Origin of the sequence: Halomonas smyrnensis AAD6 (genome assembly GCF_000265245.1) — a bacterium.
GTDB lineage: Bacteria > Pseudomonadota > Gammaproteobacteria > Pseudomonadales > Halomonadaceae > Halomonas > Halomonas smyrnensis.
The window spans coordinates 22,893-48,272 of the sequence record NZ_AJKS02000020.1 but is presented as its reverse complement, the minus strand read 5'-3'; the positions used below and the strand labels follow the sequence as shown (position 1 = coordinate 48,272).

Here is a 25,380-nt window from a genome sequence, read left to right as displayed (position 1 = left end):
GTCGGCCCGCCGAGACTCCCGCAAAGTTAGGAACGTGAAAATGGCACTGACCAAAGAAGACATCATCAACGCCGTCGCCGACATGTCCGTGATGGAAGTCGCCGAGCTGATCGAAGCGATGGAAGAGAAGTTCGGCGTGACCGCCGCTGCTGCTGTCGTCGCTGGCCCGGGTGGCGGTGAAGCCGCTGCTGCCGAAGAACAGACCGAGTTCGACCTCGTCCTGACCGCCGCTGGTGACAAGAAGGTCAACGTCATCAAGGCCGTCCGCGAGATCACCGGTCTGGGCCTGAAGGAAGCCAAGGGTGCCGTCGACGGCGTCCCGGCTACCCTGAAGGAAGGCATGTCCAAGGAAGACGCCGAAGAAGCCAAGACCAAGCTGGAAGAAGCCGGCGCGAGCGTGGAGCTCAAGTAATCCTTGTGCCCATGGCTTCACGCGCTGCGTAAGCTTCCATGGCTGGTGGCGGGACACCCGCTGCCGGCCTTTTTCTGTTGTCGCTAGGCGGTACGCCCCTCGGGCCTCCGCTAGCCGAATTCCGACGGCGAGCCTCCCTCCGGGGGCTTGCCGTCAGCGCCTGACGGAGCCGCGTCCGTCGGGTGGCGCCGACACGCATCGGTCACCCATGGTGAACAAGCTGGGGAATACAGATGGCTTACTCATACACTGAGAAAAAACGCATCCGCAAGGATTTCGGCAAACTGCCCCAAGTGATGGATGTGCCTTACCTGCTGGCCATCCAGCTTGATTCCTATTACGACTTTCTCCAGCAGGATCGCTCCCCCGAAGAGCGCCTCGACCTGGGCCTGCATGCCGCCTTCCGCTCGGTCTTCCCGATCGAGAGCTTCTCCGGCAATGCTGCGCTGGAATACGTCAGCTACCGTTTTGGCACTCCGGCCTTCGATGTCAAGGAATGCCAGCTGCGTGGCGTCACCTATTCGGCTCCCCTGCGCGTTAAAGTCCGCCTGATCATCTATGACAAGGATTCGTCCAACAAGGCGATCAAGGACATCAAGGAGCAGGAAGTCTACATGGGGGAAATCCCCCTGATGACCGAGAACGGTACCTTCGTCGTGAACGGTACCGAGCGCGTCATCGTTTCCCAGCTGCACCGCTCCCCGGGCGTGTTCTTCGATCACGACAAGGGCAAGAGCCACTCCTCCGGCAAGCTGTTGTATTCCGCTCGGGTGATTCCCTACCGCGGTTCCTGGCTGGACTTCGAGTTCGATCCCAAGGACAACGTCTTCGTGCGTATCGACCGTCGCCGCAAGCTGCCGGCCACGGTGCTGCTGCGCGCGCTGGGCATGAGCGCCGAGGAGATCCTCGACGAGTTCTTCGACACCAGCACCTTCCACATCGAGAAGCGCGGCTTCTCCGTGGAACTGGTGCCGTCTCGCCTGCGCGGCGAGACCGCGACCTTCGACATCAAGGATGGTGACGGCAACGTCATCGTCGAGGAAGGTCGTCGCGTCACCCAGAAGCACATCCGTCAGCTGGAGAAGGCCGGCCTCGAGCGTCTCGAGGTGCCGATGGACTACCTGTTCGGCAAGGTGCTGGCCAAGGACCAGATCGATCCCAACACCGGTGAGCTGATCTGCCCCTGCAACACCGCGATCACCCCGGAAGTGCTGGAGTCCGTGGGCCAGGCCGGCCTGACCCGCCTGGAGACCCTGTACACCAACGATCTGGATTGCGGCCCGTTCGTCTCCGACACCCTCAAGCTGGACACCACCGGTTCCCAGCTCGAGGCGCTGGTCGAGATCTACCGCATGATGCGCCCCGGCGAGCCGCCCACCAAGGAAGCCGCCGAGACGCTGTTCAACAACCTGTTCTTCACCGAAGACCGCTACGACCTGTCCGGCGTCGGTCGCATGAAGTTCAACCGTCGTCTGCGCCGCGAGCAGGACGAGGGCGCCGGCGTCCTCGACCAGCGCGACATCCTCGACGTGCTTGGCGAGCTGATCAACATCCGTAACGGCTTCGGCGACGTCGACGACATCGACCACCTGGGCAACCGCCGCATCCGCTGTGTCGGCGAGATGGCCGAGAACCAGTTCCGCGTCGGCCTGGTGCGTGTCGAGCGTGCGGTCAAGGAACGCCTCTCCATGGCGGAGAGCGAAGGCCTGATGCCGCAGGACCTGATCAACGCCAAGCCGGTGGCCGCGGCGGTGAAGGAGTTCTTCGGCTCCTCCCAGCTGTCGCAGTTCATGGACCAGAACAACCCGCTGTCCGAGGTGACGCACAAGCGCCGCGTCTCCGCCCTCGGCCCGGGCGGTCTGACCCGCGAGCGTGCCGGCTTCGAGGTGCGTGACGTTCACGCCACCCACTACGGCCGCCTGTGCCCGATCGAGACCCCCGAGGGTCCGAACATCGGTCTGATCAACTCGCTGGCCACCTACAGCCACACCAACAGCTACGGCTTCCTTGAGACGCCGTACCGCAAGGTCGTGGACGGTCAGGTGACCGACGACGTGGTGCATCTCTCCGCGATCGAGGAGGGCAACTTCGTCATCGCCCAGGCCTCGGCCACCGTGGACGAGGGCGGCAAGCTGGTCGACGACCTGGTGCAGGTCCGCCACCGCGGCGAGACCACCTTCATGCGCCCCGAGCAGGTCACCCTGATGGACGTCTCGCCGCGTCAGGTGGTGTCCGTGGCCGCGGCCCTGATCCCGTTCCTCGAGCACGATGACGCCAACCGCGCCCTGATGGGGGCGAACATGCAGCGTCAGGCCGTGCCGACCCTGCGCGCCGACAAGCCGCTGGTCGGTACCGGCATGGAGAAGTTCGTCGCCCGCGACTCCGGCGTCTGCGCCGTGGCCCGTCGTGGCGGCACCATCGACTCCGTCGATGCCAAGCGCATTGTGGTGCGGGTCAACGAGGACGAGATCATCGGCGGCGAAGCCGGCGTCGATATCTACAACCTGACCAAGTACCTGCGGTCCAACCAGAACACCTGCCAGAACCAGCGTCCGATCGTGCGCCCCGGCGACAGCGTGTCGAGCGGCGACATCCTGGCCGACGGCCCGTCCGTCGACATGGGTGACCTGGCCCTGGGCCAGAACATGCGCATCGCCTTCATGCCGTGGAACGGCTACAACTTCGAGGACTCCATCCTGCTCTCCGAGCGGGCCGTCCAGGAAGACCGTTTCACCACCATCCACATCCAGGAGCTGACCTGCGTCTCCCGCGACACCAAGCTGGGCGCGGAAGAGATCACCTCCGATATCCCGAACGTCGGCGAGTCCGCGCTCGGCAAGCTGGATGAGGCCGGCGTCGTCTACATCGGTGCCGAGGTCGGCGCGGGCGACATCCTGGTCGGCAAGGTCACGCCCAAGGGCGAGACCCAGCTGACTCCGGAGGAGAAGCTGCTGCGTGCGATCTTCGGTGAGAAGGCGTCCGACGTGAAGGACACCTCCCTGCGTGCCCCGACCGGCATGAAGGGCACCGTCATCGACGTGCAGGTGTTCACCCGCGACGGCGTGGAGAAGGACTCCCGTGCGCTCTCCATCGAGCAGCAGCAGCTCGACGAGGTGCGCAAGGATCTCCAGGAGACCTACCGCATCGCCGAGGACGCCACCTTCGAGCGTCTGCAGCGCACCCTGGTCGGTCAGCCGGTCAACGGCGGTCCGAAGCTCAAGAAGGGCGACGTGCTCAGCGACGAGTACCTCGAGGAGCTGCCGCGTCAGCAGTGGTTCAAGCTGCGCATGCAGGACGAGAGCCTCAACGAGCTGCTGGCCCAGGCCGACGAGCAGCTGGAGACCCGTCGCAAGGAGATGGACGAGCGCTTCGAGGACAAGAAGCGCAAGCTCACCCAGGGCGACGACCTCGCGCCGGGCGTGCTCAAGATCGTCAAGGTCTACCTCGCCATCAAGCGTCGCCTGCAGCCGGGTGACAAGATGGCCGGTCGTCACGGTAACAAGGGTGTCATCTCGGCCATCATGCCGATCGAGGACATGCCGTTCGATGACAACGGCGAGCCGATCGACGTGGTGCTGAACCCGCTGGGTGTCCCGTCGCGGATGAACGTCGGCCAGATCCTCGAGACCCACCTGGGCATGGCCGCCCGCGGCCTCGGGGTGAAGATCGAGCACATGCTGCGCGACGCCCGCGACCAGCAGGTCTCGCAGATCCGTGAGTTCCTGGGCAAGGTCTACAATACCGAGTCGAGCACCCGGGTCGAGGACATCGACTCGCTCTCCGACGACGAGGTGATCTCCCTGGCCAAGAACCTCAAGGCGGGTGTGCCCATGGCCACGCCGGTCTTCGACGGTGCTCGCGAGCAGGAGATCAAGCACCTGCTGACCCTGGCCGATCTGCCGGACTCCGGTCAGACGACCCTCTACGACGGGCGTACCGGCGATGCCTTCGATCGCCCGGTCACCGTGGGTTACATGTACATGCTGAAGCTCAACCACCTGGTGGATGACAAGATGCACGCGCGTTCCACCGGCTCCTACTCCCTGGTGACCCAGCAGCCGCTGGGCGGCAAGGCGCAGTTCGGTGGTCAGCGCTTCGGGGAAATGGAGGTCTGGGCCCTGGAAGCCTATGGCGCCGCCTACACCCTTCAGGAAATGCTCACCGTCAAGTCCGATGACGTGGAAGGCCGCACCAAGATGTACAAGAGCATCGTGGATGGTGACCACACCATGCAGGCGGGCATGCCGGAATCCTTCAACGTGCTGGTGAAGGAAATCCGTTCGCTGGGCATCGATATCGAACTGGAGAGCTGAGGCTGCCGCTAGGCGCTTCGCAGTAATGACGGTCCGCGGGGGCGTGCGCGCCCCCGCCCATGACAACTCCGCAACGGAGCCGACCCATGAAAGATTTGGTGAAAGTCCTCAAATCGCAGTCTCAGTCCGACGAGTTCGACGCGATCAAGATCACGCTGGCGTCGCCGGACATGATTCGCAGCTGGTCCTTCGGCGAGGTCAAGAAGCCCGAGACCATCAACTATCGTACCTTCAAGCCGGAACGTGACGGCCTGTTCTGTGCCAAGATCTTCGGCCCGGTGAAGGATTACGAGTGCCTGTGCGGCAAGTACAAGCGGATGAAGCATCGCGGCATCATCTGCGAGAAGTGCGGCGTGGAGGTCACCAAGGCCGCCGTGCGCCGCGAGCGCATGGGTCACATCGAGCTGGCAAGCCCGGTCGCGCACATCTGGTTTTTGAAGTCGCTGCCGTCCCGCATCGGCATGTTCCTGGACATGACCCTGCGCGACATCGAGCGCGTGCTGTACTTCGAGAGCTTCATGGTCGTCGACCCGGGCATGACCACCCTCGAGCGCGGCCAGCTGCTCAACGACGAGCAGTACTTCGAGGCCCTCGAGGAGTTCGGCGACGACTTCGACGCCCGCATGGGTGCCGAGGCCGTCCAGGCCATGCTCAAGGACATCGATCTCGAGGAAGAGATCGAGCGTCTGCGTGAGGAGATCCCGCAGACCAACTCCGAGACCAAGATCAAGAAGCTGTCCAAGCGCCTGAAGCTGCTGGAGGCCTTCCAGGGCTCCGGCAACGATCCGGCGTGGATGGTCATGGAAGTGCTGCCGGTGCTGCCGCCGGACCTGCGTCCGCTGGTGCCGCTGGACGGCGGCCGCTTCGCGACCTCGGACCTGAACGACCTGTACCGTCGCGTGATCAACCGCAACAACCGCCTCAAGCGGCTGCTGGATCTCAACGCGCCGGACATCATCGTGCGCAACGAGAAGCGCATGCTGCAGGAAGCGGTCGACGCCCTGCTCGACAACGGCCGTCGCGGCCGGGCCATCACCGGCTCGAACAAGCGTCCGCTGAAGTCGCTGGCCGACATGATCAAGGGCAAGCAGGGTCGTTTCCGTCAGAACCTGCTGGGCAAGCGCGTCGACTACTCCGGCCGCTCGGTCATCACCGTGGGCCCGACCCTGCGTCTGCACCAGTGCGGCCTGCCGAAGAAGATGGCGCTCGAGCTGTTCAAGCCGTTCATCTACTCCAAGCTGCAGGCCAGCGGCCAGGCGTCCACCATCAAGGCCGCCAAGAAGATGGTCGAGCGCGAGCTGCCGGAGGTGTGGGACATCCTCGCCGACGTCATCCGCGAGCACCCGGTACTGCTCAACCGCGCCCCGACCCTGCACCGTCTCGGCATCCAGGCCTTCGAGCCGCTGCTGATCGAGGGCAAGGCGATCCAGCTGCACCCGCTGGTGTGTGCCGCCTACAACGCCGACTTCGACGGCGACCAGATGGCCGTGCACGTGCCGCTGACCCTGGAGGCGCAGCTCGAGGCCCGCGCGCTGATGATGGCCACCAACAACGTGCTGTCACCGGCCAACGGCGAGCCGATCATCGTGCCGTCCCAGGACGTGGTGCTGGGTCTGTATTACATGACCCGCGAGAAGATCAATGCCAAGGGTGAAGGCATGGTGTTCTCCGACCTCAACGAGGTCGAGCGCGCCTTCGGCACCCAGAGCGTCGACCTGCACGCTCGCGTCAAGGTGCGCCTCGATGAGGTGGCCGTCGACGAAGAGACCGGCGAGAAGACCGAGACCCGCAAGATCTACGACACCACCGTGGGTCGCGCGCTGCTGTTCCGCATCCTGCCCGAGGGCGTGCCCTTCGAGCTGATCGATCAGCCGATGAAGAAGAAGGCGATCTCCCAGCTGATCAACGAGGTGTATCGCTGCTCCGGCCTGAAGCCGGCGGTGATCTTCGCCGACCAGCTGATGTACACCGGCTTCCGCATGGCCACCTGGTCCGGCGCCTCCATCGGCGTCAACGACTTCGTCATCCCGGACGCCAAGGCCGAGATCGTCGAAGCCGCCGAGGAAGAGGTCAAGGAAATCGAGGACCAGTTCTCCTCCGGTCTCGTGACCGCGGGCGAGAAGTACAACAAGGTCATCGACATCTGGGCGCGGGCCAACGACCAGGTCGCCAAGGCGATGATGACGGGCATCTCCAAGGAGAGCGTGATCGACCGCGAGGGCAACGAGGTCGAGCAGGACTCCTTCAACAGCGTCTTCATCATGGCCGACTCCGGCGCCCGGGGTAGTGCCGCCCAGATCCGCCAGCTGGCGGGCATGCGTGGCCTGATGGCCAAGCCGGACGGCTCGATCATCGAGACCCCGATCGTCGCCAACTTCCGTGAGGGTCTGAACGTACTGCAGTACTTCATCTCGACCCACGGCGCGCGTAAGGGTCTGGCGGATACCGCCCTCAAGACGGCCAACTCCGGTTACCTGACCCGTCGTCTGGTCGACGTGGCCCAGGACATGGTCATCACCGAGGCCGACTGCGGCACCGAGAACGGCCTGACCCTGCATCCGGTCATCGAGGGCGGCGACATCATCGTCTCGCTGGCCCAGCGCGTGCTCGGCCGCGTGGTCGCTCAGGACGTCGTCGATCCCGAGAGCGAGGAAGTGCTGATTCCGCGCGGCACCCTGCTCGACGAGGCGTGGTGCGCCGAGCTCGACACCATGGGCGTCGACGAGATCGTGGTGCGCTCCACGATCAGCTGTGACACCAGCCATGGCGTCTGCTCCGCGTGCTACGGCCGCGACCTGGCGCGCGGCCATCAGGTCAACGTCGGCGAGTCCGTGGGCGTCATCGCCGCCCAGTCGATCGGTGAGCCGGGTACCCAGCTGACCATGCGGACCTTCCACATCGGTGGTGCGGCCTCTCGTGCCTCCGCGGTGGACAGCGTCCAGGTCAAGCACGGCGGCAAGGTGCGCCTGCACAACATCAAGCACGTGGAGCGCGGCGACGGCAAGCTGGTCGTGGTCTCCCGCTCCAGCGCCCTGGCCGTCGCCGACGAGCATGGCCGCGAGCGCGAGTACTACAAGCTGCCCTATGGCGCCGAGCTCTCCGTCAAGGACGGCGATGCCGTCGATGCCGGGCAGACCGTGGCCAAGTGGGATCCGCACACCCACCCGATCGTGGCCGAGGCCGAGGGCAAGGTGCAGTACGCGGACATGGACGAGGGCGTCACCATCCACCGCAGCGTGGACGAGATGACCGGCCTGTCCTCCATCGAGGTGATCGAGTCGGCGGCGCGCCCCATGGCCGGCCGCGACAAGCGCCCGATGATCCTGCTGTCCGACGAGGCCGGCAAGCCGGTGACCCTGGCCAACTCCGACACCCCGGTGCAGTACCTGCTGCCCGGCAACGCGATCGTGACCGTCGACGACGGCTCCAAGATCGGCGTCGGCGAGGTGGTGGCCCGTATTCCGGTGGAAGCCACCGGCAACAAGGACATCACCGGTGGTCTGCCGCGCGTCGCCGACCTGTTCGAGGCGCGCAAGCCGAAAGAGCCGGCGATCCTCGCCGAGATCAGCGGCACCATCAGCTTCGGCAAGGAGACCAAGGGCAAGCGTCGTCTGGCGATCACCCCGGAATCCGGCGATCCGTTCGAGATGCTGATCCCGAAATGGCGCCAGATCGCCGTGTTCGAGGGCGAGAGCGTCGAGAAGGGCGAGGTCATCTCCGATGGCCCGAGCAACCCGCACGATATCCTGCGTCTGCTCGGCATCGCCGAACTGGCCAAGTACATCGTCGCCGAGGTGCAGGACGTCTACCGTCTGCAGGGCGTGGGCATCAACGACAAGCACATCGAGGTGATCGTGCGTCAGATGCTGCGCAAGGTCGAGATCACCGACGCCGGCGATTCCGACTTCATCCCGGGCGATCAGGTCGAGCTGGTGCGCGTGCTGGAGCAGAACGCCGCACTCGCCGCCAACGACAAGTTCCCGGCCAAGTTCCAGCGCCTGCTGCTGGGTATCACCAAGGCCAGTCTGGCCACCGAGTCGTTCATCTCCGCGGCCTCCTTCCAGGAGACCACGCGGGTGCTGACCGAGGCGGCGGTCACCGGCAAGCGCGACTACCTGCGCGGCCTGAAGGAAAACGTGGTGGTGGGTCGTCTGATCCCGGCCGGTACCGGCCTGACCCATCACGCGGAGCGTCGCCGCAAGCGTGAAGACGCCGAACGCGTGCTCCAGCCGTCGGCCCACGATGTCGAGCAGGAGCTGGGCGCTCAGCTCACCGCGCTCGACTCGGACGACGACGAGATCTGACGTCCACGGCCCCAAGTGCGGCGCTCCTCGGGGCGCCGCGCTTGACGGTGCATGGCGTCAGCCATTAGAATGCGCAGCCTTTAACAGTGGGGCGGGTGCGCCCGCGCCATTGGTGAAGAGGAACGCAAGACAGGAAGCGAACGGCTACTCGCTTCCGCCAAGGCAACCCATTTGGAGCGATAAATGGCTACCATCAATCAGCTCGTGCGCAAGCCGCGCAAGCGCCAGGCCGCCAAGAGCGACGTGCCTGCGCTGCAGGCCTGCCCGCAGAAGCGCGGCGTTTGCACCCGCGTCTACACCACCACCCCGAAGAAGCCGAACTCGGCTCTGCGTAAGGTCTGCCGTGTGCGCCTGACCAACGGCTTCGAGGTGTCTTCCTACATCGGCGGTGAAGGCCACAACCTCCAGGAGCACTCCGTGGTCCTGATCCGTGGCGGTCGAGTGAAGGACCTTCCGGGTGTCCGTTACCACACCGTTCGCGGTGCCCTGGATACCTCCGGCGTCCAGAACCGTAAGCAGGGTCGTTCCAAGTACGGTACCAAGCGTCCGAAGGCCTAAGCCTCCGCGCAGCGTTACCGGCTACGGCCACACCAGAACATTGATATTGACACGGTCTGATAAGAGTAAGGTCGAGCGCCCATCCGGTCGTCTCGGGTTTACCTGAAGGACCCTTCGGAAGAGGGCTTATCATGCCTAGAAGAAGAGTTGCGGCCAAGCGCGAGATCCTCCCGGATCCCAAGTTCGGATCCGAGCGCCTGGCGAAGTTCATGAACCACCTGATGATCAGCGGCAAGAAGTCCGTAGCTGAGCGCATCGTCTATGGTGCGCTGGACAGGGTTGCCGATCGTTCCAACGAAGAGCCGCTGGAGATCTTCGACAAGGCGCTGGAAACCATCCAGCCCATGGTCGAGGTGAAGTCTCGCCGCGTCGGCGGTGCGACCTATCAGGTGCCGGTCGAAGTGCGTCCGTCTCGCCGTCAGGCGCTGGCCATGCGTTGGCTGGTGGACGCCGCACGTCGTCGCGGTGAGAAGACCATGGTGCAGCGTCTGGCTGGCGAAATGCTGGATGCCGCCGAAGGCAAGGGTTCGGCCGTCAAGAAGCGTGAAGACGTGCATCGCATGGCAGAGGCCAACAAGGCCTTCTCTCACTACCGCTTCTAAACCGCACCGCCAACCAACGGGAGTTACATCGTGGCTCGCAAGACTCCGCTCAAGCGTTACCGCAATATCGGTATCGTGGCCCACGTCGACGCCGGTAAGACTACCACTACCGAGCGTGTCCTGTTCTACACCGGTCTGTCCCACAAGGTCGGCGAGGTCCATGAGGGCGCCGCCACCATGGACTGGATGCAGCAGGAGCAGGAGCGTGGCATTACGATCACCTCCGCGGCGACCACCTGCTTCTGGCAGGGCATGAACAAGCAGTTCGATGAGCACCGCATCAACATCATCGACACCCCTGGGCACGTTGACTTCACCATCGAGGTCGAGCGTTCCCTGCGTGTGCTCGACGGTGCGGTCGTCGTGCTGTGCGGTTCCTCCGGTGTGCAGCCGCAGACCGAGACCGTCTGGCGTCAGGCCAACAAGTACGAAGTCCCGCGCATGGTGTTCGTCAACAAGATGGACCGTGCCGGTGCCGACTTCTTCATGGTCGTCAACCAGCTGAAAGACAAGCTGGGCGCCAACGTCGTGCCGATCCAGATCAACTGGGGTGCCGAGGACGAGTTCAAGGGCGTGATCGACCTCATCCAGATGAAGGCCATCCAGTGGGATGAAGCCAACTTCGGGATGAACTACGAGCTGGTCGACATTCCTGCCGATCTGCAGGACAAGGCCGCGGAATACCGCGAGCACATGGTCGAGTCCGCCGCCGAGGCCTCCGAAGAGCTGATGGAGAAGTACCTCGAGGAAGGCGACCTCTCCGAGGAGGAGATCAAGGCCGGCCTGCGTCGTCGTACCCTCGACAACGAGATCGTGCTGGTCACCTGTGGCTCCGCGTTCAAGAACAAGGGCGTGCAGGCGGTTCTGGATGGCGTGATCGAGTACATGCCGTCTCCGACCGAGGTCAAGGCCATCGAGGGTGAGCTGGACGACAAGGACGGCACCATCGCCACTCGTGAGGCCGATGACAGCGCGCCGTTCGCGTCTCTGGCGTTCAAGATCGCCACCGACCCGTTCGTCGGCACCCTGACCTTCATCCGCGTCTACTCCGGCGTGCTGAAGTCCGGCGACAGCGTCTACAACTCCGTCAAGCAGAAGAAGGAGCGCGTCGGCCGTATCGTGCAGATGCACTCCAACTCCCGCGAGGAGATCAAGGAAGTGCTGGCCGGCGACATCGCCGCCTGCATCGGCCTGAAGGACGTCACCACCGGTGACACCCTGTGCGACCTGAATGACAAGATCATTCTCGAGCGCATGGAGTTCCCGGATCCGGTGATCTCCGTGGCCGTGGAGCCGAAGTCCAAGGCCGACCAGGAGAAGATGGGCGTCGCCCTCGGCAAGCTGGCCCAGGAGGATCCGTCCTTCCAGGTCAAGACCGACGAGGAAACCGGCCAGACCATCATCTCCGGCATGGGCGAGCTGCACCTGGACATCATCGTCGACCGCATGCGTCGCGAGTTCAAGGTGGAGGCCAACATCGGCAAGCCGCAGGTTGCCTACCGCGAAACCATCCGTCAGAGCGTCGAGCAGGAAGGCAAGTTCGTTCGCCAGTCCGGTGGTCGCGGTCAGTACGGTCACGTTATCCTGCGCATCGAGCCGTTGACGGCCGAGGACAAGGGCGAAGATGAAGAGATGAACTTCAAATTCGCTTCCGAGATCGTCGGCGGTGTGGTTCCGAAGGAATACGTGCCGGCCGTCGAGAAAGGGGCCTATGAGCAGCTCCAGAACGGTGTCATCGCGGGCTACCCGATGATTGACGTCAAGGTCACGCTGTTCGACGGTTCCTACCACGACGTGGACTCTAACGAGACCGCGTTCAAGGTCGCCTCTTCCATGGCGATCAAGGAAGGCGCACCCAAGGCCAAGGCCGTGCTCCTCGAGCCGGTGATGAAGGTCGAAGTCGTGACTCCCGAGGAATTCATGGGGGACGTCATGGGCGACCTGAACCGTCGCCGTGGCCTGGTCCAGGGTATGGACGACTCGCCTGCGGGCAAGGTCATCCGCGCCACCGTTCCGCTGGCTGAGATGTTCGGTTACGCAACCGACCTGCGCTCTCAGACCCAGGGCCGCGCGAGCTACACCATGGAGTTCGCGGATTACGAAGAGGCGCCGAACAGCGTCGTTGAAGCCGTCATCAACCAGAACGGTTAACCGTTAGCTAACGTAAAGAGGTCATAGCAGTGGCTAAGGAAAAATTCGAACGTTCCAAAACGCACGTCAACGTCGGTACCATCGGTCACGTCGACCACGGTAAGACCACGCTGACTGCGGCCCTGACTCGCGTGTCCGCGGAAGTCTTCGGTGGCGACGCTCGTGCGTTCGACTCCATCGACAACGCCCCGGAAGAGCGTGAGCGCGGTATCACCATCGCGACCGCTCACGTCGAGTACCAGTCCGAAGAGCGTCACTACGCTCACGTCGACTGCCCGGGTCACGCCGACTACGTCAAGAACATGATCACCGGTGCCGCCCAGATGGACGGCGCTATCCTGGTCTGCTCTGCCGCCGACGGCCCCATGCCGCAGACTCGCGAGCACATCCTGCTGTCTCGCCAGGTCGGCGTGCCGTACATCGTCGTGTTCCTGAACAAGGCCGACATGGTCGACGACGAAGAGCTGCTCGAGCTGGTCGAGATGGAAGTCCGTGAGCTCCTGAACGAGTACGACTTCCCGGGCGACGACTGCCCGATCATCACCGGTTCCGCCCTGATGGCCCTGGAAGGCAAGGACGACAACGGCATGGGTACCACCGCCGTTGCCAACCTGATCAAGGCCCTGGACGCGTACATCCCGGAGCCGGAGCGTGCCATCGATCAGCCGTTCCTGATGCCGATCGAGGACGTGTTCTCCATCTCCGGTCGCGGTACCGTGGTGACCGGTCGCGTCGAGCGCGGCATCATCAAGTCCGGCGAAGAAGTCGAGATCGTCGGCATCAAGGACACCACCAAGACCACCGTTACCGGTGTCGAGATGTTCCGTAAGCTGCTCGACGAAGGTCGTGCCGGCGAGAACATTGGCGCCCTGCTGCGCGGCACCAAGCGTGACGACGTCGAGCGTGGTCAGGTCCTGGCCAAGCCGGGCACCATCACCCCGCACACCAAGTTCGAGGCCGAGGTGTACGTGCTGTCCAAGGACGAGGGTGGTCGTCACACTCCGTTCTTCAAGGGCTACCGTCCGCAGTTCTACTTCCGTACCACCGACATCACCGGTACCTGCGAACTGCCGGAAGGCGTCGAGATGGTCATGCCGGGCGACAACGTCAAGATGGTTGTCAGCCTGATCGCCCCGGTCGCCATGGACGAAGGTCTGCGTTTCGCCGTTCGTGAAGGCGGTCGTACCGTCGGCGCCGGCGTCGTGGCCAAGATCGTCGAGTAAGCATTACGCTGATCGAACGATCGAAGGGGGCTCCTTGCGGAGCCCCCTTTCTGCGCACCGTCACGAGGGGTTTGACTCTCGACGGCGGCGCGCCTATAATGCGCATCCTTTGAATGCGTGGGTTGACGGCTCGCGCCGTCAAGATCCATTGGAGTTTAGGGCAAATGCAGAACCAGAAGATTCGCATTCGGTTGAAGGCCTTCGACCACCGCCTGATCGACCAGTCCGCCGCGGAGATCGTTGATACCGCCAAGCGTACCGGCGCCCAGGTGCGGGGTCCGATTCCTCTGCCGACCAATCGCGAGCGTTACACCGTGCTGATCTCTCCGCACGTGAACAAGGACGCCCGTGATCAGTACGAGATTCGTACTCACAAGCGTGTGCTCGATATCGTCGAGCCGACCGAGAAGACCGTTGATGCACTGATGAAGCTCGACCTCGCCGCCGGCGTGGACGTGCAGATCAAGCTCGACTGATACCACACTAGACACTTGCGGCCCAGCGCCTGTCGGAAGTTCGCACAGGCAGCAGCCGCCGCGCCGGGATGGCGCCATACAACGTGCTAGTGGAATGCTCTGGAAAGGGCAGCCATAGCGGGTGATAGCCCCGTACACTAAAGGAGACGTAGTAATGACTATCGGTTTGGTCGGTACGAAGGCCGGGATGACCCGTGTCTTTACCGAAGACGGCGCCTCAGTGCCCGTGACCGTGATCGAGGTTGATCCGAACCGCGTGACTCGCGTCAAGACCGTCGAGTCCGACGGCTATGCCGCGGTGCAGGTGACAACCGGTTCCCGCAAGGCCAAGCATCTCTCCAAGGCCCAAGCCGGTCAATTCGCGAAAGCCGGCGTTGAGGCTGGTCGTTCGCTGATGGAGTTCCGCCTGGACGAAGGCGTCGAGGCTCCGGAAGTGGGCGGCGAACTCACCGTATCCCTCTTCGAGGCTGGTCAGAAGATCGACGTGACCGGCTCCTCCAAGGGTAAGGGTTTCCAGGGCGCCGTGAAGCGCTGGAACTTCCGTACCCAGGACAACAGCCACGGTAACTCCCTGGCCCACCGTGCACCGGGTTCCATCGGCATGTGCCAGACCCCGGGTCGCGTGTTCAAGGGCAAGAAGATGGCCGGTCAGCTCGGCAACGAGCGTTGCACCGTCCAGAGCCTGGAAGTCGTCCGTGTCGACGCCGAGCGTAATCTGCTGCTGGTCAAGGGTGCCGTGCCCGGTGCCACCGGCAGTGATGTCATCGTGCGCAGCGCCGTCAAAGCAGGCTGAAGGGGAATTTACCGATGAATCTGAATCTTGCAGGTGCTGGCGGCACCGTCGAAGTCGCCGAAGCCACCTTTGGCAAAGAGTTCAACGAAGCACTCGTGCACCAGGTCGTCACCGCCTATCTGGCCGGTGGTCGTCAGGGCACCCGCGCCCAGAAGAACCGTTCCGACGTGCGTGGCGGCGGCAAGAAGCCGTGGCGTCAGAAGGGCACCGGTCGTGCCCGCGCCGGTACTATCCGCTCGCCGATCTGGCGTGCTGGCGGCGTGACCTTCGCGGCTCGTCCGCAGGACTACACCCAGAAGGTCAACCGCAAGATGTACCGTGCGGCCATGCGCTCGATCCTTTCCGAGCTCGTGCGCCAGGAGCGTCTGGTGGCCGTCGACGCCTTCGCCGTCGAGACCCCCAAGACCAAGCAGCTGGTCGCCAAGCTCAACGAGCTGGGCCTCGAGGACAAGGTGCTGATCGTCACCGAAGAGGTCGACGAGAATCTGTACCTCGCCGCCCGCAACATCCCCAACGTGGATGTCGTGGACGTCGCTGCCGCCGACCCGGTGAGCCTGGTTGCCTTCGACAAGGTCCTGGCCACCGTCTCCGCTCTGCGTAAATTCGAGGAGAAGCTGGCATGAACCAGGAACGTGTATTCAAGGTGCTGCTGGGTCCGCACGTGACCGAGAAGGCCGCCATGGCCGCCGAGCGCAACCAGTACGTGTTCAAGGTGGCAAGCGACGCGACCAAGCCCGAGATCAAGACCGCCGTGCAGGAACTGTTCGGCAAGAAGGTCGACAGCGTTCAGGTCCTGAACGTCAAGGGCAAGACCAAGCGCACCGCGCATGGCACCGGTCTCCGTAAAGGCTATCGCAAGGCGTACGTCACCCTGGCCGCCGGCGAGACGCTCGAAGACTTCTCTGGCGCCGAGTAAAGGCAGGAGCACGGATCATGGCAATCGTCAAGACTAAACCTACTTCCGCCGGTCGTCGCCACGTCATCAAGATCGTCGGCGATGAGCTGCACAAGGGCCGCGCGTACGCGCCGCTGCTCGAAAAGCAGTCCAAGTCCGGTGGCCGTAACAACTACGGTCGCATCACCACCCGCCACGTGGGCGGTGGTCACCGTCAGCACTACCGGATCATCGACTTCAAGCGCACCAAGGATGGCATTCCCGCCGTCGTCGAGCGCCTGGAGCACGATCCGAACCGTAGCGCCCACATCGCGCTGCTGAAGTACATGGACGGCGAGCGTCGCTACATCATCGCTCCGCGCGGTGTGAAAGCCGGCGACCGTCTCGAGTCCGGCGTGAATGCAGCGATCAAGAAGGGCAACGCCCTGCCGCTGCGCAACATCCCGCTGGGTTCCACCGTGCACTGCATCGAGCTGAAGCCCGGCAAGGGTGCTCAGATCGCTCGCAGTGCCGGCACCAGCGCCCAGCTGGTGGCCCGTGAAGGCAACTACGCCACCCTGCGTCTGCGCTCCGGCGAGATGCGCAAGGTGCTGGCCGAGTGCCGCGCGACCCTGGGTGAGGTGAGCAACTCCGAGCACAGCCTGCGTCAGCTTGGCAAGGCCGGTGCGAAGCGCTGGAAAGGCGTGCGCCCGACCGTTCGCGGTGTGGCCATGAACCCGGTGGATCACCCGCACGGTGGTGGTGAAGGCCGCACCAGCGGTGGTCGTCATCCGGTGTCTCCGTGGGGTATGCCCACCAAGGGCCACAAGACCCGCAAGAACAAGCGCACCGACAAGCTGATCGTCCGTCGCCGCAAGGCCCGGAAATAAGATCCCACGCCAAGACATTAAGAGGTAACGGCTGTGCCACGTTCACTGAAGAAAGGTCCTTTTATTGACCTTCATCTGCTGAAGAAGGTTGAGACTGCAGTGGAGAAGGGCGAACGCAAACCGATCAAGACCTGGTCGCGTCGCTCCATGATCCTGCCCAACATGGTCGGGCTCACCATTGCGGTCCATAACGGTCGCCAACACGTCCCGGTGCACGTCTCCGAGGAAATGGTTGGCCACAAGCTGGGCGAATTCGCTGCCACCCGCACCTATCGCGGTCACGCGGCGGACAAGAAAGCCAAACGGTAAGCCGAGAGAGGATTAGAGATGGAAGTCACAGCAAAGCTGCGTGGCGCTAGCTTATCCGCCCAGAAGGCCCGTTTGGTGGCTGACCAGGTGCGCGGTAAGCCGGTCGCCGAAGCACTCGACCTGCTGACCTTCTCCCCGAAGAAGGCAGCGAAGCTGGTCAAGAAGGTGCTGCAGTCCGCCATCGCGAACGCGGAAGAAAACAACGGCATGGATATCGACGAGCTGCGTGTCTCGACCATCTGCGTCGATGAGGGCATGACGCTCAAGCGCATCCGTCCGCGCGCCAAGGGCCGTGCGGATCGCATTCTGAAGCGCACCTGCCACATCACCGTCAAGGTAGCCGAGAAGTAGGAGTCGACCAGATGGGTCAGAAAGTCAATCCGACAGGCATTCGCCTGGGTATCGTCAAGGACCATACCTCGGTCTGGTATGCCGAGCGCGGCGCCTATGCCGATAAGCTGAACAACGACCTCGAGGTGCGTAGCTTCCTGGAAGAGCGTCTCAAGAACGCCTCTGTCAGCAAGATCACCATCGAGCGTCCGGCCAACAACGCCCGCGTGACCATTCACACCGCCCGTCCGGGCATCGTGATTGGCAAGAAGGGCGAGGACGTCGACAAGCTGCGTCGCGAAGTCACTCAGATGATGGGCGTGCCCGTTCACGTCAACATCGAGGAAGTTCGCAAGCCGGAGCTGGACGCCCAGCTCGTCGCGCAGAACATCGCCGGCCAGCTCGAGCGTCGCGTCATGTTCCGCCGCGCCATGAAGCGCTCCGTCCAGAACGCCATGCGCCTGGGCGCCGGCGGTATCAAGGTGCAGCTCTCCGGCCGTCTCGGCGGTGCCGAGATCGCCCGCACCGAATGGTATCGCGAAGGTCGCGTGCCGCTGCACACCCTGCGTGCGGACATCGACTACGCCACCTACGAGGCCAAGACCACCTACGGCATCATCGGTGTCAAGGTCTGGGTCTTCAAGGGTGAAATCCTCGGGGGCATCGAGGAGGTCCGCGCCAAGGCCAAGCAGCCGCAGAGCGCGCCCTCCAAGAAGAAAGGTTCCAAGTAAGGGGAGAGCGAGTCGATGTTACAACCCAAGCGTTTGAAATTCCGTAAGGTGCAGAAGGGCCGCAACCGTGGCCTGGCGCAGCGCGGTAGCAAGGTGAGCTTCGGCGAATACGGCCTCAAGGCCACTGGCCGCGGTCGTGTCACCGCCCGTCAGATCGAAGCCGGTCGTCGTGCCATCACGCGTCACGTGAAGCGTGGCGGCAAGATCTGGATCCGTGTCTTCCCCGACAAGCCGATTTCCAAGAAGCCGTTGGAAGTCCGTATGGGTAAGGGTAAGGGCTCCGTCGAGTACTGGGTCGCGCAGATCCAGCCCGGCCGTGTCCTGTACGAGATCGAAGGCGTTTCCGAGGAGCTGGCTCGCGAGGCATTTGGTCTCGCCGCGCAGAAGTTCCCGGTCTCCACCACCTTTGTGAAACGGACGGTGATGTGATGAAAGCCCAGGAAATTCGTGAAAAGTCCGCAGAGCAGCTCAAGGAGCAGCTCCTCGAACTCCTCCGCGAGCAGTTCAACCTGCGCATGCAGAAGGCCACCGGCCAGCTCAGCCAGACGCATCTGCTCAAGCAGGTTCGTCGGGATATCGCCCGGGTGAAGACTGTGCTCAACGAGAAGGCAGGTGTCTGAGATGGCCGAAGAGAAAAAAGCCCGTACGCTCACCGGTAAGGTGGTGAGCGACAAGATGGACAAGTCCATCGTTGTGATGATCGAGCGTCGTGAGCGCCACCCGATCTACGGCAAGTACGTCAAGCGCTCCACCAAGCTGCACGCCCATGACGAGGCGAACCAGGCCAAGGCTGGCGACACGGTCTCCATTCAGGAGAGCCGTCCGCTGTCGAAGAAAAAGGCCTGGGCCCTGGTCGAAGTTCTCGAACAGGCCAAGGGTTGATCGGCAAACGCCAGTCGAACCAGTGCAGTCAGTTTAGGTTTGGAGAAAACCGATGATTCAGACTCAGACAATGCTGGATGTCGCCGACAACAGCGGGGCGCGCCGGGTGCAGTGCATCAAGGTGCTCGGCGGTTCACACCGCCGCTACGCCCGCGTTGGTGACGTCATCAAAGTCACGGTGAAAGAAGCCATCCCGCGTGGCAAGGTCAAGAAAGGCCAGGTCCTCAAAGCGGTGGTCGTTCGCACCCGTAGTGGCGTCCGTCGTAACGACGGTTCGCTGATCCGCTTCGATGGAAATGCGGCCGTTCTGTTGAACAACACCAACGAACAGCCGATTGGTACCCGGATCTTCGGTCCGGTGACCCGTGAGCTTCGTACTGAGAAGTTCATGAAGATCATTTCCTTGGCGCCTGAAGTGCTGTAAGGAGCGAGGCGGATATGCAAAAGATCAAACGTGACGACGAAGTCGTCGTCATCGCCGGGAAAGACAAGGGCAAGCGTGGCACCGTGAAGCGCGTCCTCCAGGACGACCGCTACATCGTGTCCGGTGTGAACATGATCAAGCGTCACACCAAGCCCAATCCCATGGCGGGTAATCAGGGCGGTATCGTCGAGCGCGAGGCTCCGATTCACGCGTCCAACGTGGCCATCTTCAACCAGGAGACCGGTAAGGCAGATCGCGTCGGCGTCCAGGTTCAGGAAGACGGTACCAAGGTACGTATCTACAAGTCGACGCAAGCGCAGATCGACGCCTAACGCGAGTCGGGTAGCAAAATGGCGAACTTGAAAGAACGTTATCAAAACGAGGTGGCGGCTAAGCTCCAAGAGCAGTTCAGCTACGCCAACGTTATGCAGGTGCCCCGGATCACCAAGGTGACCCTGAACATGGGCATCGGCGAAGCGACCAGCGACAAGAAGCTGATCGACAACGCCATCGGTGACCTGGAGAAACTCTCCGGTCAAAAGCCGCTGGTGACCAAGGCGCGCAAGTCCATCGCGGGCTTCAAGGTGCGTGAAGGCTGGCCGATCGGGATCAAGGTGACCCTGCGCTCCGAGCGCATGTGGGACTTCCTCGATCGCCTGGTGAATATCGCGATCCCCCGCGTTCGTGACTTCCGTGGTCTCAACCCGAAGTCCTTCGACGGTCGTGGCAACTATTCCATGGGGGTGCGTGAGCAGATCATCTTCCCGGAGATCGAGTATGATAAGATCGACCGGATCCGTGGTCTGGATGTCACCATCACCACCACCGCCAACACCGATGAAGAAGGTCGTGCGCTGCTGAGCGCATTGAACTTCCCGTTCAAGAAATAAGGGTGGGATCATGGCAAAGAAAAGCATGGTAGAGCGTGAGGCGAAGCGCGCCGAGCTGGTGGAGAAGTATGCCGCCAAGCGCGCCGAGCTCAAGGCGATCATCCAGGACGTGAACGCTTCTGACGAAGAGCGCTTCGATGCGCAGCTCAAGCTGCAGCAGCTGCCGCGTGACTCCAGCCCGGTGCGCCAGCGCAACCGCTGCCGCGTCACTGGCCGTCCGCACGGCTACTACAACAAGTTCGGCCTCGGCCGCAACAAGCTGCGTGAAGCCGCCATGCGTGGCGATGTACCCGGACTCAAGAAGTCCAGCTGGTAACGTCACGTAGAATCATCAGGAGCGCAACGTAAATGAGCATGCAAGACACTCTGGCGGATATGTTCACCCGTATCCGCAATGCGCAGATGGCCACCAAGGAGACGGTTTCCATGCCGTCCTCCAAGCTCAAGGTCGAGGTGGCCCGCGTGCTGAAGGAAGAGGGTTATGTCACGGACTATGCCGTCAGCGAAGAGGCCAAGCCGTCGCTGACCGTGACCCTCAAGTACTTCGAAGGCAAGCCGGTCATCGAACATCTGCAACGGGCTTCCAAGCCGTCTCTGCGCAGCTACAAGGGCAAGGACTCCCTGCCCAAGGTTGCCGATGGCCTGGGTATCGCGATCGTCACCACCTCCAATGGTGTGATGACCGACCGCGCGGCCCGTCAGGCCGGTGTCGGTGGCGAAGTCATCTGCACCGTATTCTAGGAGTTTGGAATGTCACGCGTAGCCAAATATCCGGTTAAAGTGCCCGCCGGCGTCGAGCTCAAGCTCGACGGCGACCAGCTGTCCGTCAAGGGCAGCCAGGGCGCGCTGTCCATGACCGTTCACCCCGACGTGGCGATCGCTCATGAGGAAGGTCAAGTGACCTTCCAGCCGAGCGAGTCCGCCAAGAGCTGGGCGATGGTCGGCACCACCCGTGCCCTGGTTCAGAACCTGGTCACCGGTGTTTCCGAGGGCTTCACCAAGTCCCTCGAAATCAATGGCGTCGGTTATCGTGCCCAGGCCAAGGGCCAGACGCTGAACCTGACACTGGGCTTCTCACACCCGGTCGACTACGAACTGCCTGAAGGTGTCACGGCGGAAACGCCGAAGAACACCACTATCGTGCTGAAGAGCGCGGACAAGCAGAAGCTCGGCCAGGTTGCCGCGGAAATTCGCGCCTACCGTCCGCCCGAGCCCTATAAGGGCAAGGGTATCCGGTACGGCGACGAGCAAGTCCGCCGCAAAGAAGCCAAGAAGAAGTAAGGCAGGGTTATGAACGCGAAGAAAGAATCTCGTCTCCGTCGTGCCCGCCGCGCTCGCGCCAAGATCCGCGAGCTGGGCGTGTATCGCCTGTGCGTCAACCGTACCCCGCGCCACATCTACGCGCAGATCATCTCGCCGGATGGTGGCAAGGTCCTGGCCAGCGCTTCCACGCTGGACAAGGCCCTGCGCGAGGGTGCGACCGGTAACGTCGACGCCGCCACCAAGGTCGGCGCACTGATTGCCGAACGGGCCAAGCAGGCAGGCATCACCCAGGTGGCCTTCGACCGTGCCGGTTTCAAGTACCACGGTCGTGTCAAGGCCCTGGCCGACGCCGCTCGTGAAGGCGGCCTGGAATTCTAAAGGGTTTTACGATGGCGAAGAACGAACAGCAAAGCGGCGATCTGCAGGAAAAGCTCGTGCAGGTCAACCGTGTCGCCAAGGTGGTCAAGGGTGGCCGGATCTTCGGCTTCACCGCCCTGACCGTCGTCGGCGACGGTAACGGTCGTGTTGGCTTCGGTCGTGGCAAGGCACGTGAAGTGCCGGTCGCGATCCAGAAGGCCATGGACCAGGCGCGTCGCAACATGGTCAAGGTCAACCTGAAAGGTGCCACTCTGCAGTACGCCGTCAAGGCCCGTCACGGTGCCTCCAAGGTGTACATGCAGCCGGCTTCCGAAGGTACCGGCATCATCGCCGGCGGCGCCATGCGCTCCGTGCTCGAGCTGGCCGGCGTCCATGACGTCCTGGCCAAGTGCTACGGCTCCACCAATCCGGTGAACGTGGTGCGTGCGACCGTCAACGGTCTGACCGCCCAGCGCTCTCCGGAAGACGTGGCCGCCAAGCGCGGTCTGTCTGTCGAAGCGATCACGGGGTGAGTACCATGGCAGCTACGATCAAGGTTACCCAGACCCGCAGCACCATCGGCGTGCTGGCCAAGCACAAGGCCACCATGAAGGGCCTCGGCCTGCGTCGCATCGGTCACACGGTCGAACTGGAAGACACCCCTGCCGTTCGCGGCATGATCCACAAGGTCAACTACCTTGTGCGTGTTGAGGGAGAGTAATCCATGAAACTCAATAGCCTGAGCCCGGCACCGGGCTCCAAGCACGCCGAAAAGCGCGTCGGTCGTGGCATCGGCTCCGGTCTGGGCAAGACCGGTGGCCGGGGCCACAAGGGCCTCAAGTCGCGCAGCGGCGGCAGCGTGAAGCCCGGCTTCGAAGGCGGTCAGATGCCGCTGCAGCGTCGTCTGCCGAAGTTCGGTTTCACTTCCGCGAAGTCGCTGGTCTCCCAGGAAGTCCGCCTGGCCGAACTCGGCCGGGTCGAGGGTGACGAAGTCACCCTGGACACCCTGAAGCAGGCCAACGTGCTGAAGGATGCCACCCAGTATGCCAAGGTGATCCTTTCCGGCGAACTGAACAAGGCGGTTACCGTCCGCGGCCTCAAGGTCACCAAGGGTGCCCGTGCCGCGATCGAAGCCGCCGGCGGTAAGGTAGAGGACTAAATGGCCAAGTCAGGAAATATGCCGGCGATGGGCAGCGGTCTGAGTGAACTCTGGGCGCGTCTGCGCTTCGTGCTCCTCGCCATCGTGGTCTACCGTATCGGTGCCCACATTCCCGTTCCCGGTATCAATCCTGACCAGCTTGCTGCCTTGTTCAGGGAGCAGCAGGGCACCATCCTGGGCATGTTCAACATGTTCTCGGGCGGTGCCCTGGAGCGCATGAGTATCTTCGCACTCGGCATCATGCCGTACATCTCCGCGTCGATCATCATGCAGCTGCTGACCGCCGTCTCGCCTCAGCTGGAGCAGCTGAAGAAGGAGGGCGAGGCCGGTCGTCGCAAGATCAGCCAGTACACCCGCTACGGCACCGTACTGCTGGCTCTCGTCCAGGCCACCGGCATGTCGGTGGGCCTGGCGAGCCAGGGTATTGCCTACACGGCCGACTTCAGCTTCTATTTCACCGCCGTCGTCACCTTCGTGTGCGGCGCGGTGTTCATGATGTGGCTGGGCGAGCAGATCACCGAGAAGGGCATCGGCAACGGCATCTCGCTGCTGATCTTCGCGGGGATCGTCGCCGGTCTGCCGGGGGCCGTGGGCCAGGCCTTCGAACTGGCCCGTAATGAAGGCGCATGGAACGTGCTGCCGCTGCTGGCCTTGTCCCTTCTGGGCATCGCCACCGTGGCCTTCGTGGTGTTCATCGAGCGCGGCCAACGCCGCATCACGGTGAATTATCCGCGTCGCCAGGTCGGCAACAAGATGTACGCCGGCCAGAGCAGCTATCTGCCGCTCAAGGTCAACATGGCGGGCGTGATTCCGGCGATCTTCGCCTCGAGCATCCTGCTGTTCCCGGCATCGCTGGGTCAGTGGGTCGGTGCCGGGGACGGCATGGAGTGGCTGCAGCGTGCATCCCAGGCTCTTGGCCCGGGTCAGCCGCTGTACATCTTGCTTTTCGCGGCAGCGGTGGTATTCTTCTGCTTCTTTTACACAGCGCTGGTCTTCAATCCCAAGGACGTCGCCGACAACCTCAAGAAGTCGGGGGCCTTCCTTCCGGGCATCCGCCCCGGCGAGCAGACCGCTCGCTACGTCGACAAGGTCATGACCCGTCTGACCCTGTTCGGTGCCCTCTACATCACTGCTGTTTCCCTGATGCCCCAGTTCCTGATCGTGGCCTGGAACGTACCGTTCTTCTTCGGCGGTACTTCGTTGCTGATCGTGGTGGTGGTCATCATGGACTTCATGGCCCAGGTGCAGTCGCACCTCATGTCGCATCAGTACGATTCGGTGATGAAGAAGTCCAACCTGAAAGGCTACGGCAGCGGCGGCATCACGCGCTGAGTGCGCCGCTGGTGAATTGGCGCGCCGCGAGCTGAATTGTTGGCTCGCGACGCGGGCCAACAATGGAGAGGAACGATGAAAGTTCGAGCTTCCGTGAAGAAAATGTGCCGTAACTGCAAGATCATTCGTCGCAATGGCGCCGTGCGCGTCATCTGCAGCGAGCCGCGGCACAAGCAGCGTCAGGGCTGATCCCCTGACACTGCACTAAACCGGGTGCCGGCATGCCCCTTGCCCTTCGCAGGGTAAAGGGGTATGCTGTTGCGCCTTTTGTAGATGACTAATCGAGCAAGCCGCTCAAATTTCGGAGTAAGCTGATGGCCCGTATTGCAGGCGTCAATATCCCGGACAACAAGCATGCGGCGATCTCGCTGACCTATATCTTCGGGATTGGCCGCACTCGCGCTCAGGAAATCTGTGTCGCGGCCGGCATTGCGCCGACCACCAAGATCCAGGAGCTGTCTTCTGACGAAGTCGACACCCTGCGTTCCGAAGTCGGTAAGTACACCGTTGAAGGCGATCTTCGTCGTGATGTGACGCTGAACATCAAGCGTCTCATGGACCTGGGTTGCTATCGTGGTCTGCGTCATCGTCGTGGTCTCCCGCTGAAGGGTCAGCGGACCAAGACCAATGCGCGCACCCGTAAGGGTCCGCGTAAGCCGATTCGCAAATAACACGCACGTTCTGCGTAACGACAGGAATTGACATCAACATGGCTAACCCGCGTAGCAACCGTAAAAAGGTTAAAAAGCAGGTAGTGGATGCCGTCGCGCATATCCACGCCTCTTTTAACAACACGATCATTACGATCACAGACCGCCAGGGCAACGCCCTTTCCTGGGCGACTGCCGGTGGTTCGGGTTTTCGTGGTTCTCGCAAGAGCACCCCGTTCGCTGCCCAAGTGGCAAGTGAACGTGCAGCGACCGCTGCAGCCGAGTATGGTGTGAAAAACGTCGACGTGCTGGTCAAAGGCCCCGGTCCGGGCCGTGAATCCGCCGTGCGTGCACTGAATGCCGCCGGCTTCCGCGTGCAAAGCATCACCGACGCGACGCCCATTCCGCACAATGGCTGCCGTCCGCCGAAGAAACGCCGCGTTTAAGGAGACAGATT

Annotated in this window: 32 protein-coding genes; all 32 read left to right on the top strand. The window is 62.8% G+C overall.

Annotated features, from left to right (window positions below; translation table 11 throughout):
• Positions 1 to 40 precede the first annotated feature (40 nt).
• The 32 genes from rplL to rpsK all read left to right on the top strand — a co-directional run bounded on the left by rplL (position 41) and on the right by rpsK (position 25,369).
• Positions 41 to 412 (top strand): 50S ribosomal protein L7/L12, encoded by a 372-nt coding sequence (gene rplL, locus UYS_RS0215450; RefSeq protein WP_016856427.1) that lies wholly within the window; start codon positions 41 to 43, stop codon positions 410 to 412.
• 233 nt (positions 413 to 645) lie between these two features.
• Complete coding sequence (gene rpoB, locus UYS_RS0215445; protein WP_026068606.1) at positions 646 to 4,725, top strand: DNA-directed RNA polymerase subunit beta; 4,080 nt, start codon at positions 646 to 648, stop codon at positions 4,723 to 4,725.
• 86 nt (positions 4,726 to 4,811) lie between these two features.
• Positions 4,812 to 9,029: a DNA-directed RNA polymerase subunit beta' gene (rpoC, locus tag UYS_RS0215440; protein ID WP_016856425.1), complete on the top strand. Its 4,218-nt coding sequence runs from the start codon at positions 4,812 to 4,814 to the stop codon at positions 9,027 to 9,029.
• A gap of 183 nt (positions 9,030 to 9,212) precedes the next feature.
• Entirely contained in the window at positions 9,213 to 9,587 is a 375-nt protein-coding gene (gene rpsL, locus UYS_RS0215435) for a 30S ribosomal protein S12 (protein ID WP_016856424.1), read from the top strand.
• A gap of 131 nt (positions 9,588 to 9,718) precedes the next feature.
• A complete protein-coding gene (gene rpsG, locus UYS_RS0215430; protein ID WP_016856423.1) occupies positions 9,719 to 10,189 on the top strand; it encodes a 30S ribosomal protein S7 in 471 nt (156 codons plus the stop codon).
• Positions 10,190 to 10,219: 30 nt separating this feature from the next.
• The gene (gene fusA, locus UYS_RS0215425; RefSeq protein ID WP_016856422.1) at positions 10,220 to 12,340 is read left to right on the top strand and encodes an elongation factor G; all 2,121 of its coding nucleotides are present in this window, start codon (positions 10,220 to 10,222) and stop codon (positions 12,338 to 12,340) included.
• A 29-nt stretch (positions 12,341 to 12,369) separates the two neighbouring features.
• Positions 12,370 to 13,563, top strand: a complete 1,194-nt coding sequence (tuf, locus tag UYS_RS0215420) for an elongation factor Tu (RefSeq protein WP_016856421.1) — start codon at positions 12,370 to 12,372, stop codon at positions 13,561 to 13,563.
• 164 nt (positions 13,564 to 13,727) lie between these two features.
• On the top strand, positions 13,728 to 14,039 hold the full coding sequence (gene rpsJ, locus UYS_RS0215415; protein WP_010626466.1) for a 30S ribosomal protein S10: 312 nt from the start codon (positions 13,728 to 13,730) through the stop codon (positions 14,037 to 14,039).
• A gap of 154 nt (positions 14,040 to 14,193) precedes the next feature.
• Positions 14,194 to 14,832, top strand: coding sequence for a 50S ribosomal protein L3 (gene rplC, locus UYS_RS0215410; RefSeq protein ID WP_016856420.1), 639 nt, complete (start codon positions 14,194 to 14,196; stop codon positions 14,830 to 14,832).
• Positions 14,833 to 14,846: 14 nt separating this feature from the next.
• Positions 14,847 to 15,455, top strand: a complete 609-nt coding sequence (rplD, locus tag UYS_RS0215405) for a 50S ribosomal protein L4 (protein WP_016856419.1) — start codon at positions 14,847 to 14,849, stop codon at positions 15,453 to 15,455.
• Positions 15,452 to 15,748 (top strand): 50S ribosomal protein L23, encoded by a 297-nt coding sequence (gene rplW / locus UYS_RS0215400; protein WP_016856418.1) that lies wholly within the window; start codon positions 15,452 to 15,454, stop codon positions 15,746 to 15,748. The genes rplD and rplW overlap by 4 nt, the downstream gene beginning before the upstream one ends.
• A 17-nt stretch (positions 15,749 to 15,765) precedes the next feature.
• Positions 15,766 to 16,596 (top strand): 50S ribosomal protein L2, encoded by an 831-nt coding sequence (gene rplB, locus UYS_RS0215395; protein ID WP_016856417.1) that lies wholly within the window; start codon positions 15,766 to 15,768, stop codon positions 16,594 to 16,596.
• A gap of 33 nt (positions 16,597 to 16,629) precedes the next feature.
• The gene (gene rpsS / locus UYS_RS0215390; protein ID WP_026068605.1) at positions 16,630 to 16,905 is read left to right on the top strand and encodes a 30S ribosomal protein S19; all 276 of its coding nucleotides are present in this window, start codon (positions 16,630 to 16,632) and stop codon (positions 16,903 to 16,905) included.
• 18 nt (positions 16,906 to 16,923) lie between these two features.
• Positions 16,924 to 17,256 carry a 50S ribosomal protein L22 gene (rplV, locus tag UYS_RS0215385; RefSeq protein WP_016856415.1) on the top strand — a complete coding sequence of 111 codons (333 nt, stop codon included), beginning with the start codon at positions 16,924 to 16,926 and terminating at the stop codon, positions 17,254 to 17,256.
• An 11-nt stretch (positions 17,257 to 17,267) separates the two neighbouring features.
• The gene (gene rpsC, locus UYS_RS0215380; protein WP_016856414.1) at positions 17,268 to 17,966 is read left to right on the top strand and encodes a 30S ribosomal protein S3; all 699 of its coding nucleotides are present in this window, start codon (positions 17,268 to 17,270) and stop codon (positions 17,964 to 17,966) included.
• 15 nt (positions 17,967 to 17,981) lie between these two features.
• A complete protein-coding gene (gene rplP / locus UYS_RS0215375; RefSeq protein WP_016856413.1) occupies positions 17,982 to 18,395 on the top strand; it encodes a 50S ribosomal protein L16 in 414 nt (137 codons plus the stop codon).
• A complete protein-coding gene (gene rpmC, locus UYS_RS0215370; RefSeq protein WP_016856412.1) occupies positions 18,395 to 18,586 on the top strand; it encodes a 50S ribosomal protein L29 in 192 nt (63 codons plus the stop codon). Before rplP ends, rpmC begins: the two co-directional genes overlap by 1 nt.
• A 1-nt stretch (position 18,587) precedes the next feature.
• Positions 18,588 to 18,848, top strand: a complete 261-nt coding sequence (rpsQ, locus tag UYS_RS0215365) for a 30S ribosomal protein S17 (protein ID WP_016856411.1) — start codon at positions 18,588 to 18,590, stop codon at positions 18,846 to 18,848.
• Between the two features lie 52 nt (positions 18,849 to 18,900).
• Positions 18,901 to 19,272, top strand: coding sequence for a 50S ribosomal protein L14 (gene rplN, locus UYS_RS0215360; RefSeq protein WP_016856410.1), 372 nt, complete (start codon positions 18,901 to 18,903; stop codon positions 19,270 to 19,272).
• A 14-nt stretch (positions 19,273 to 19,286) separates the two neighbouring features.
• The gene (rplX, locus tag UYS_RS0215355) at positions 19,287 to 19,604 is read left to right on the top strand and encodes a 50S ribosomal protein L24 (protein WP_016856409.1); all 318 of its coding nucleotides are present in this window, start codon (positions 19,287 to 19,289) and stop codon (positions 19,602 to 19,604) included.
• 18 nt (positions 19,605 to 19,622) lie between these two features.
• A complete protein-coding gene (gene rplE / locus UYS_RS0215350) occupies positions 19,623 to 20,162 on the top strand; it encodes a 50S ribosomal protein L5 (RefSeq protein ID WP_016856408.1) in 540 nt (179 codons plus the stop codon).
• Positions 20,163 to 20,172: 10 nt separating this feature from the next.
• Positions 20,173 to 20,478 carry a 30S ribosomal protein S14 gene (rpsN, locus tag UYS_RS0215345; protein WP_026068604.1) on the top strand — a complete coding sequence of 102 codons (306 nt, stop codon included), beginning with the start codon at positions 20,173 to 20,175 and terminating at the stop codon, positions 20,476 to 20,478.
• A gap of 32 nt (positions 20,479 to 20,510) precedes the next feature.
• A complete protein-coding gene (gene rpsH / locus UYS_RS0215340) occupies positions 20,511 to 20,903 on the top strand; it encodes a 30S ribosomal protein S8 (RefSeq protein WP_016856406.1) in 393 nt (130 codons plus the stop codon).
• Positions 20,904 to 20,912: 9 nt separating this feature from the next.
• Positions 20,913 to 21,443 (top strand): 50S ribosomal protein L6, encoded by a 531-nt coding sequence (gene rplF / locus UYS_RS0215335; protein WP_016856405.1) that lies wholly within the window; start codon positions 20,913 to 20,915, stop codon positions 21,441 to 21,443.
• Positions 21,444 to 21,452: 9 nt separating this feature from the next.
• Positions 21,453 to 21,803 (top strand): 50S ribosomal protein L18, encoded by a 351-nt coding sequence (gene rplR / locus UYS_RS0215330; protein ID WP_016856404.1) that lies wholly within the window; start codon positions 21,453 to 21,455, stop codon positions 21,801 to 21,803.
• A gap of 11 nt (positions 21,804 to 21,814) precedes the next feature.
• A complete protein-coding gene (gene rpsE, locus UYS_RS0215325) occupies positions 21,815 to 22,315 on the top strand; it encodes a 30S ribosomal protein S5 (RefSeq protein WP_016856403.1) in 501 nt (166 codons plus the stop codon).
• Positions 22,316 to 22,320: 5 nt separating this feature from the next.
• Positions 22,321 to 22,503 (top strand): 50S ribosomal protein L30, encoded by a 183-nt coding sequence (rpmD, locus tag UYS_RS0215320; RefSeq protein ID WP_016419098.1) that lies wholly within the window; start codon positions 22,321 to 22,323, stop codon positions 22,501 to 22,503.
• Positions 22,504 to 22,506: 3 nt separating this feature from the next.
• Positions 22,507 to 22,941, top strand: coding sequence for a 50S ribosomal protein L15 (rplO, locus tag UYS_RS0215315; protein WP_016856402.1), 435 nt, complete (start codon positions 22,507 to 22,509; stop codon positions 22,939 to 22,941).
• Positions 22,942 to 24,273 carry a preprotein translocase subunit SecY gene (gene secY, locus UYS_RS0215310; protein WP_026068603.1) on the top strand — a complete coding sequence of 444 codons (1,332 nt, stop codon included), beginning with the start codon at positions 22,942 to 22,944 and terminating at the stop codon, positions 24,271 to 24,273.
• A gap of 75 nt (positions 24,274 to 24,348) precedes the next feature.
• On the top strand, positions 24,349 to 24,462 hold the full coding sequence (gene rpmJ, locus UYS_RS0215305; RefSeq protein ID WP_008959154.1) for a 50S ribosomal protein L36: 114 nt from the start codon (positions 24,349 to 24,351) through the stop codon (positions 24,460 to 24,462).
• A gap of 125 nt (positions 24,463 to 24,587) precedes the next feature.
• Positions 24,588 to 24,944, top strand: a complete 357-nt coding sequence (gene rpsM, locus UYS_RS0215300; RefSeq protein ID WP_016856399.1) for a 30S ribosomal protein S13 — start codon at positions 24,588 to 24,590, stop codon at positions 24,942 to 24,944.
• A gap of 38 nt (positions 24,945 to 24,982) precedes the next feature.
• A complete protein-coding gene (gene rpsK / locus UYS_RS0215295; protein ID WP_013331014.1) occupies positions 24,983 to 25,369 on the top strand; it encodes a 30S ribosomal protein S11 in 387 nt (128 codons plus the stop codon).
• Positions 25,370 to 25,380 lie beyond the last annotated feature (11 nt).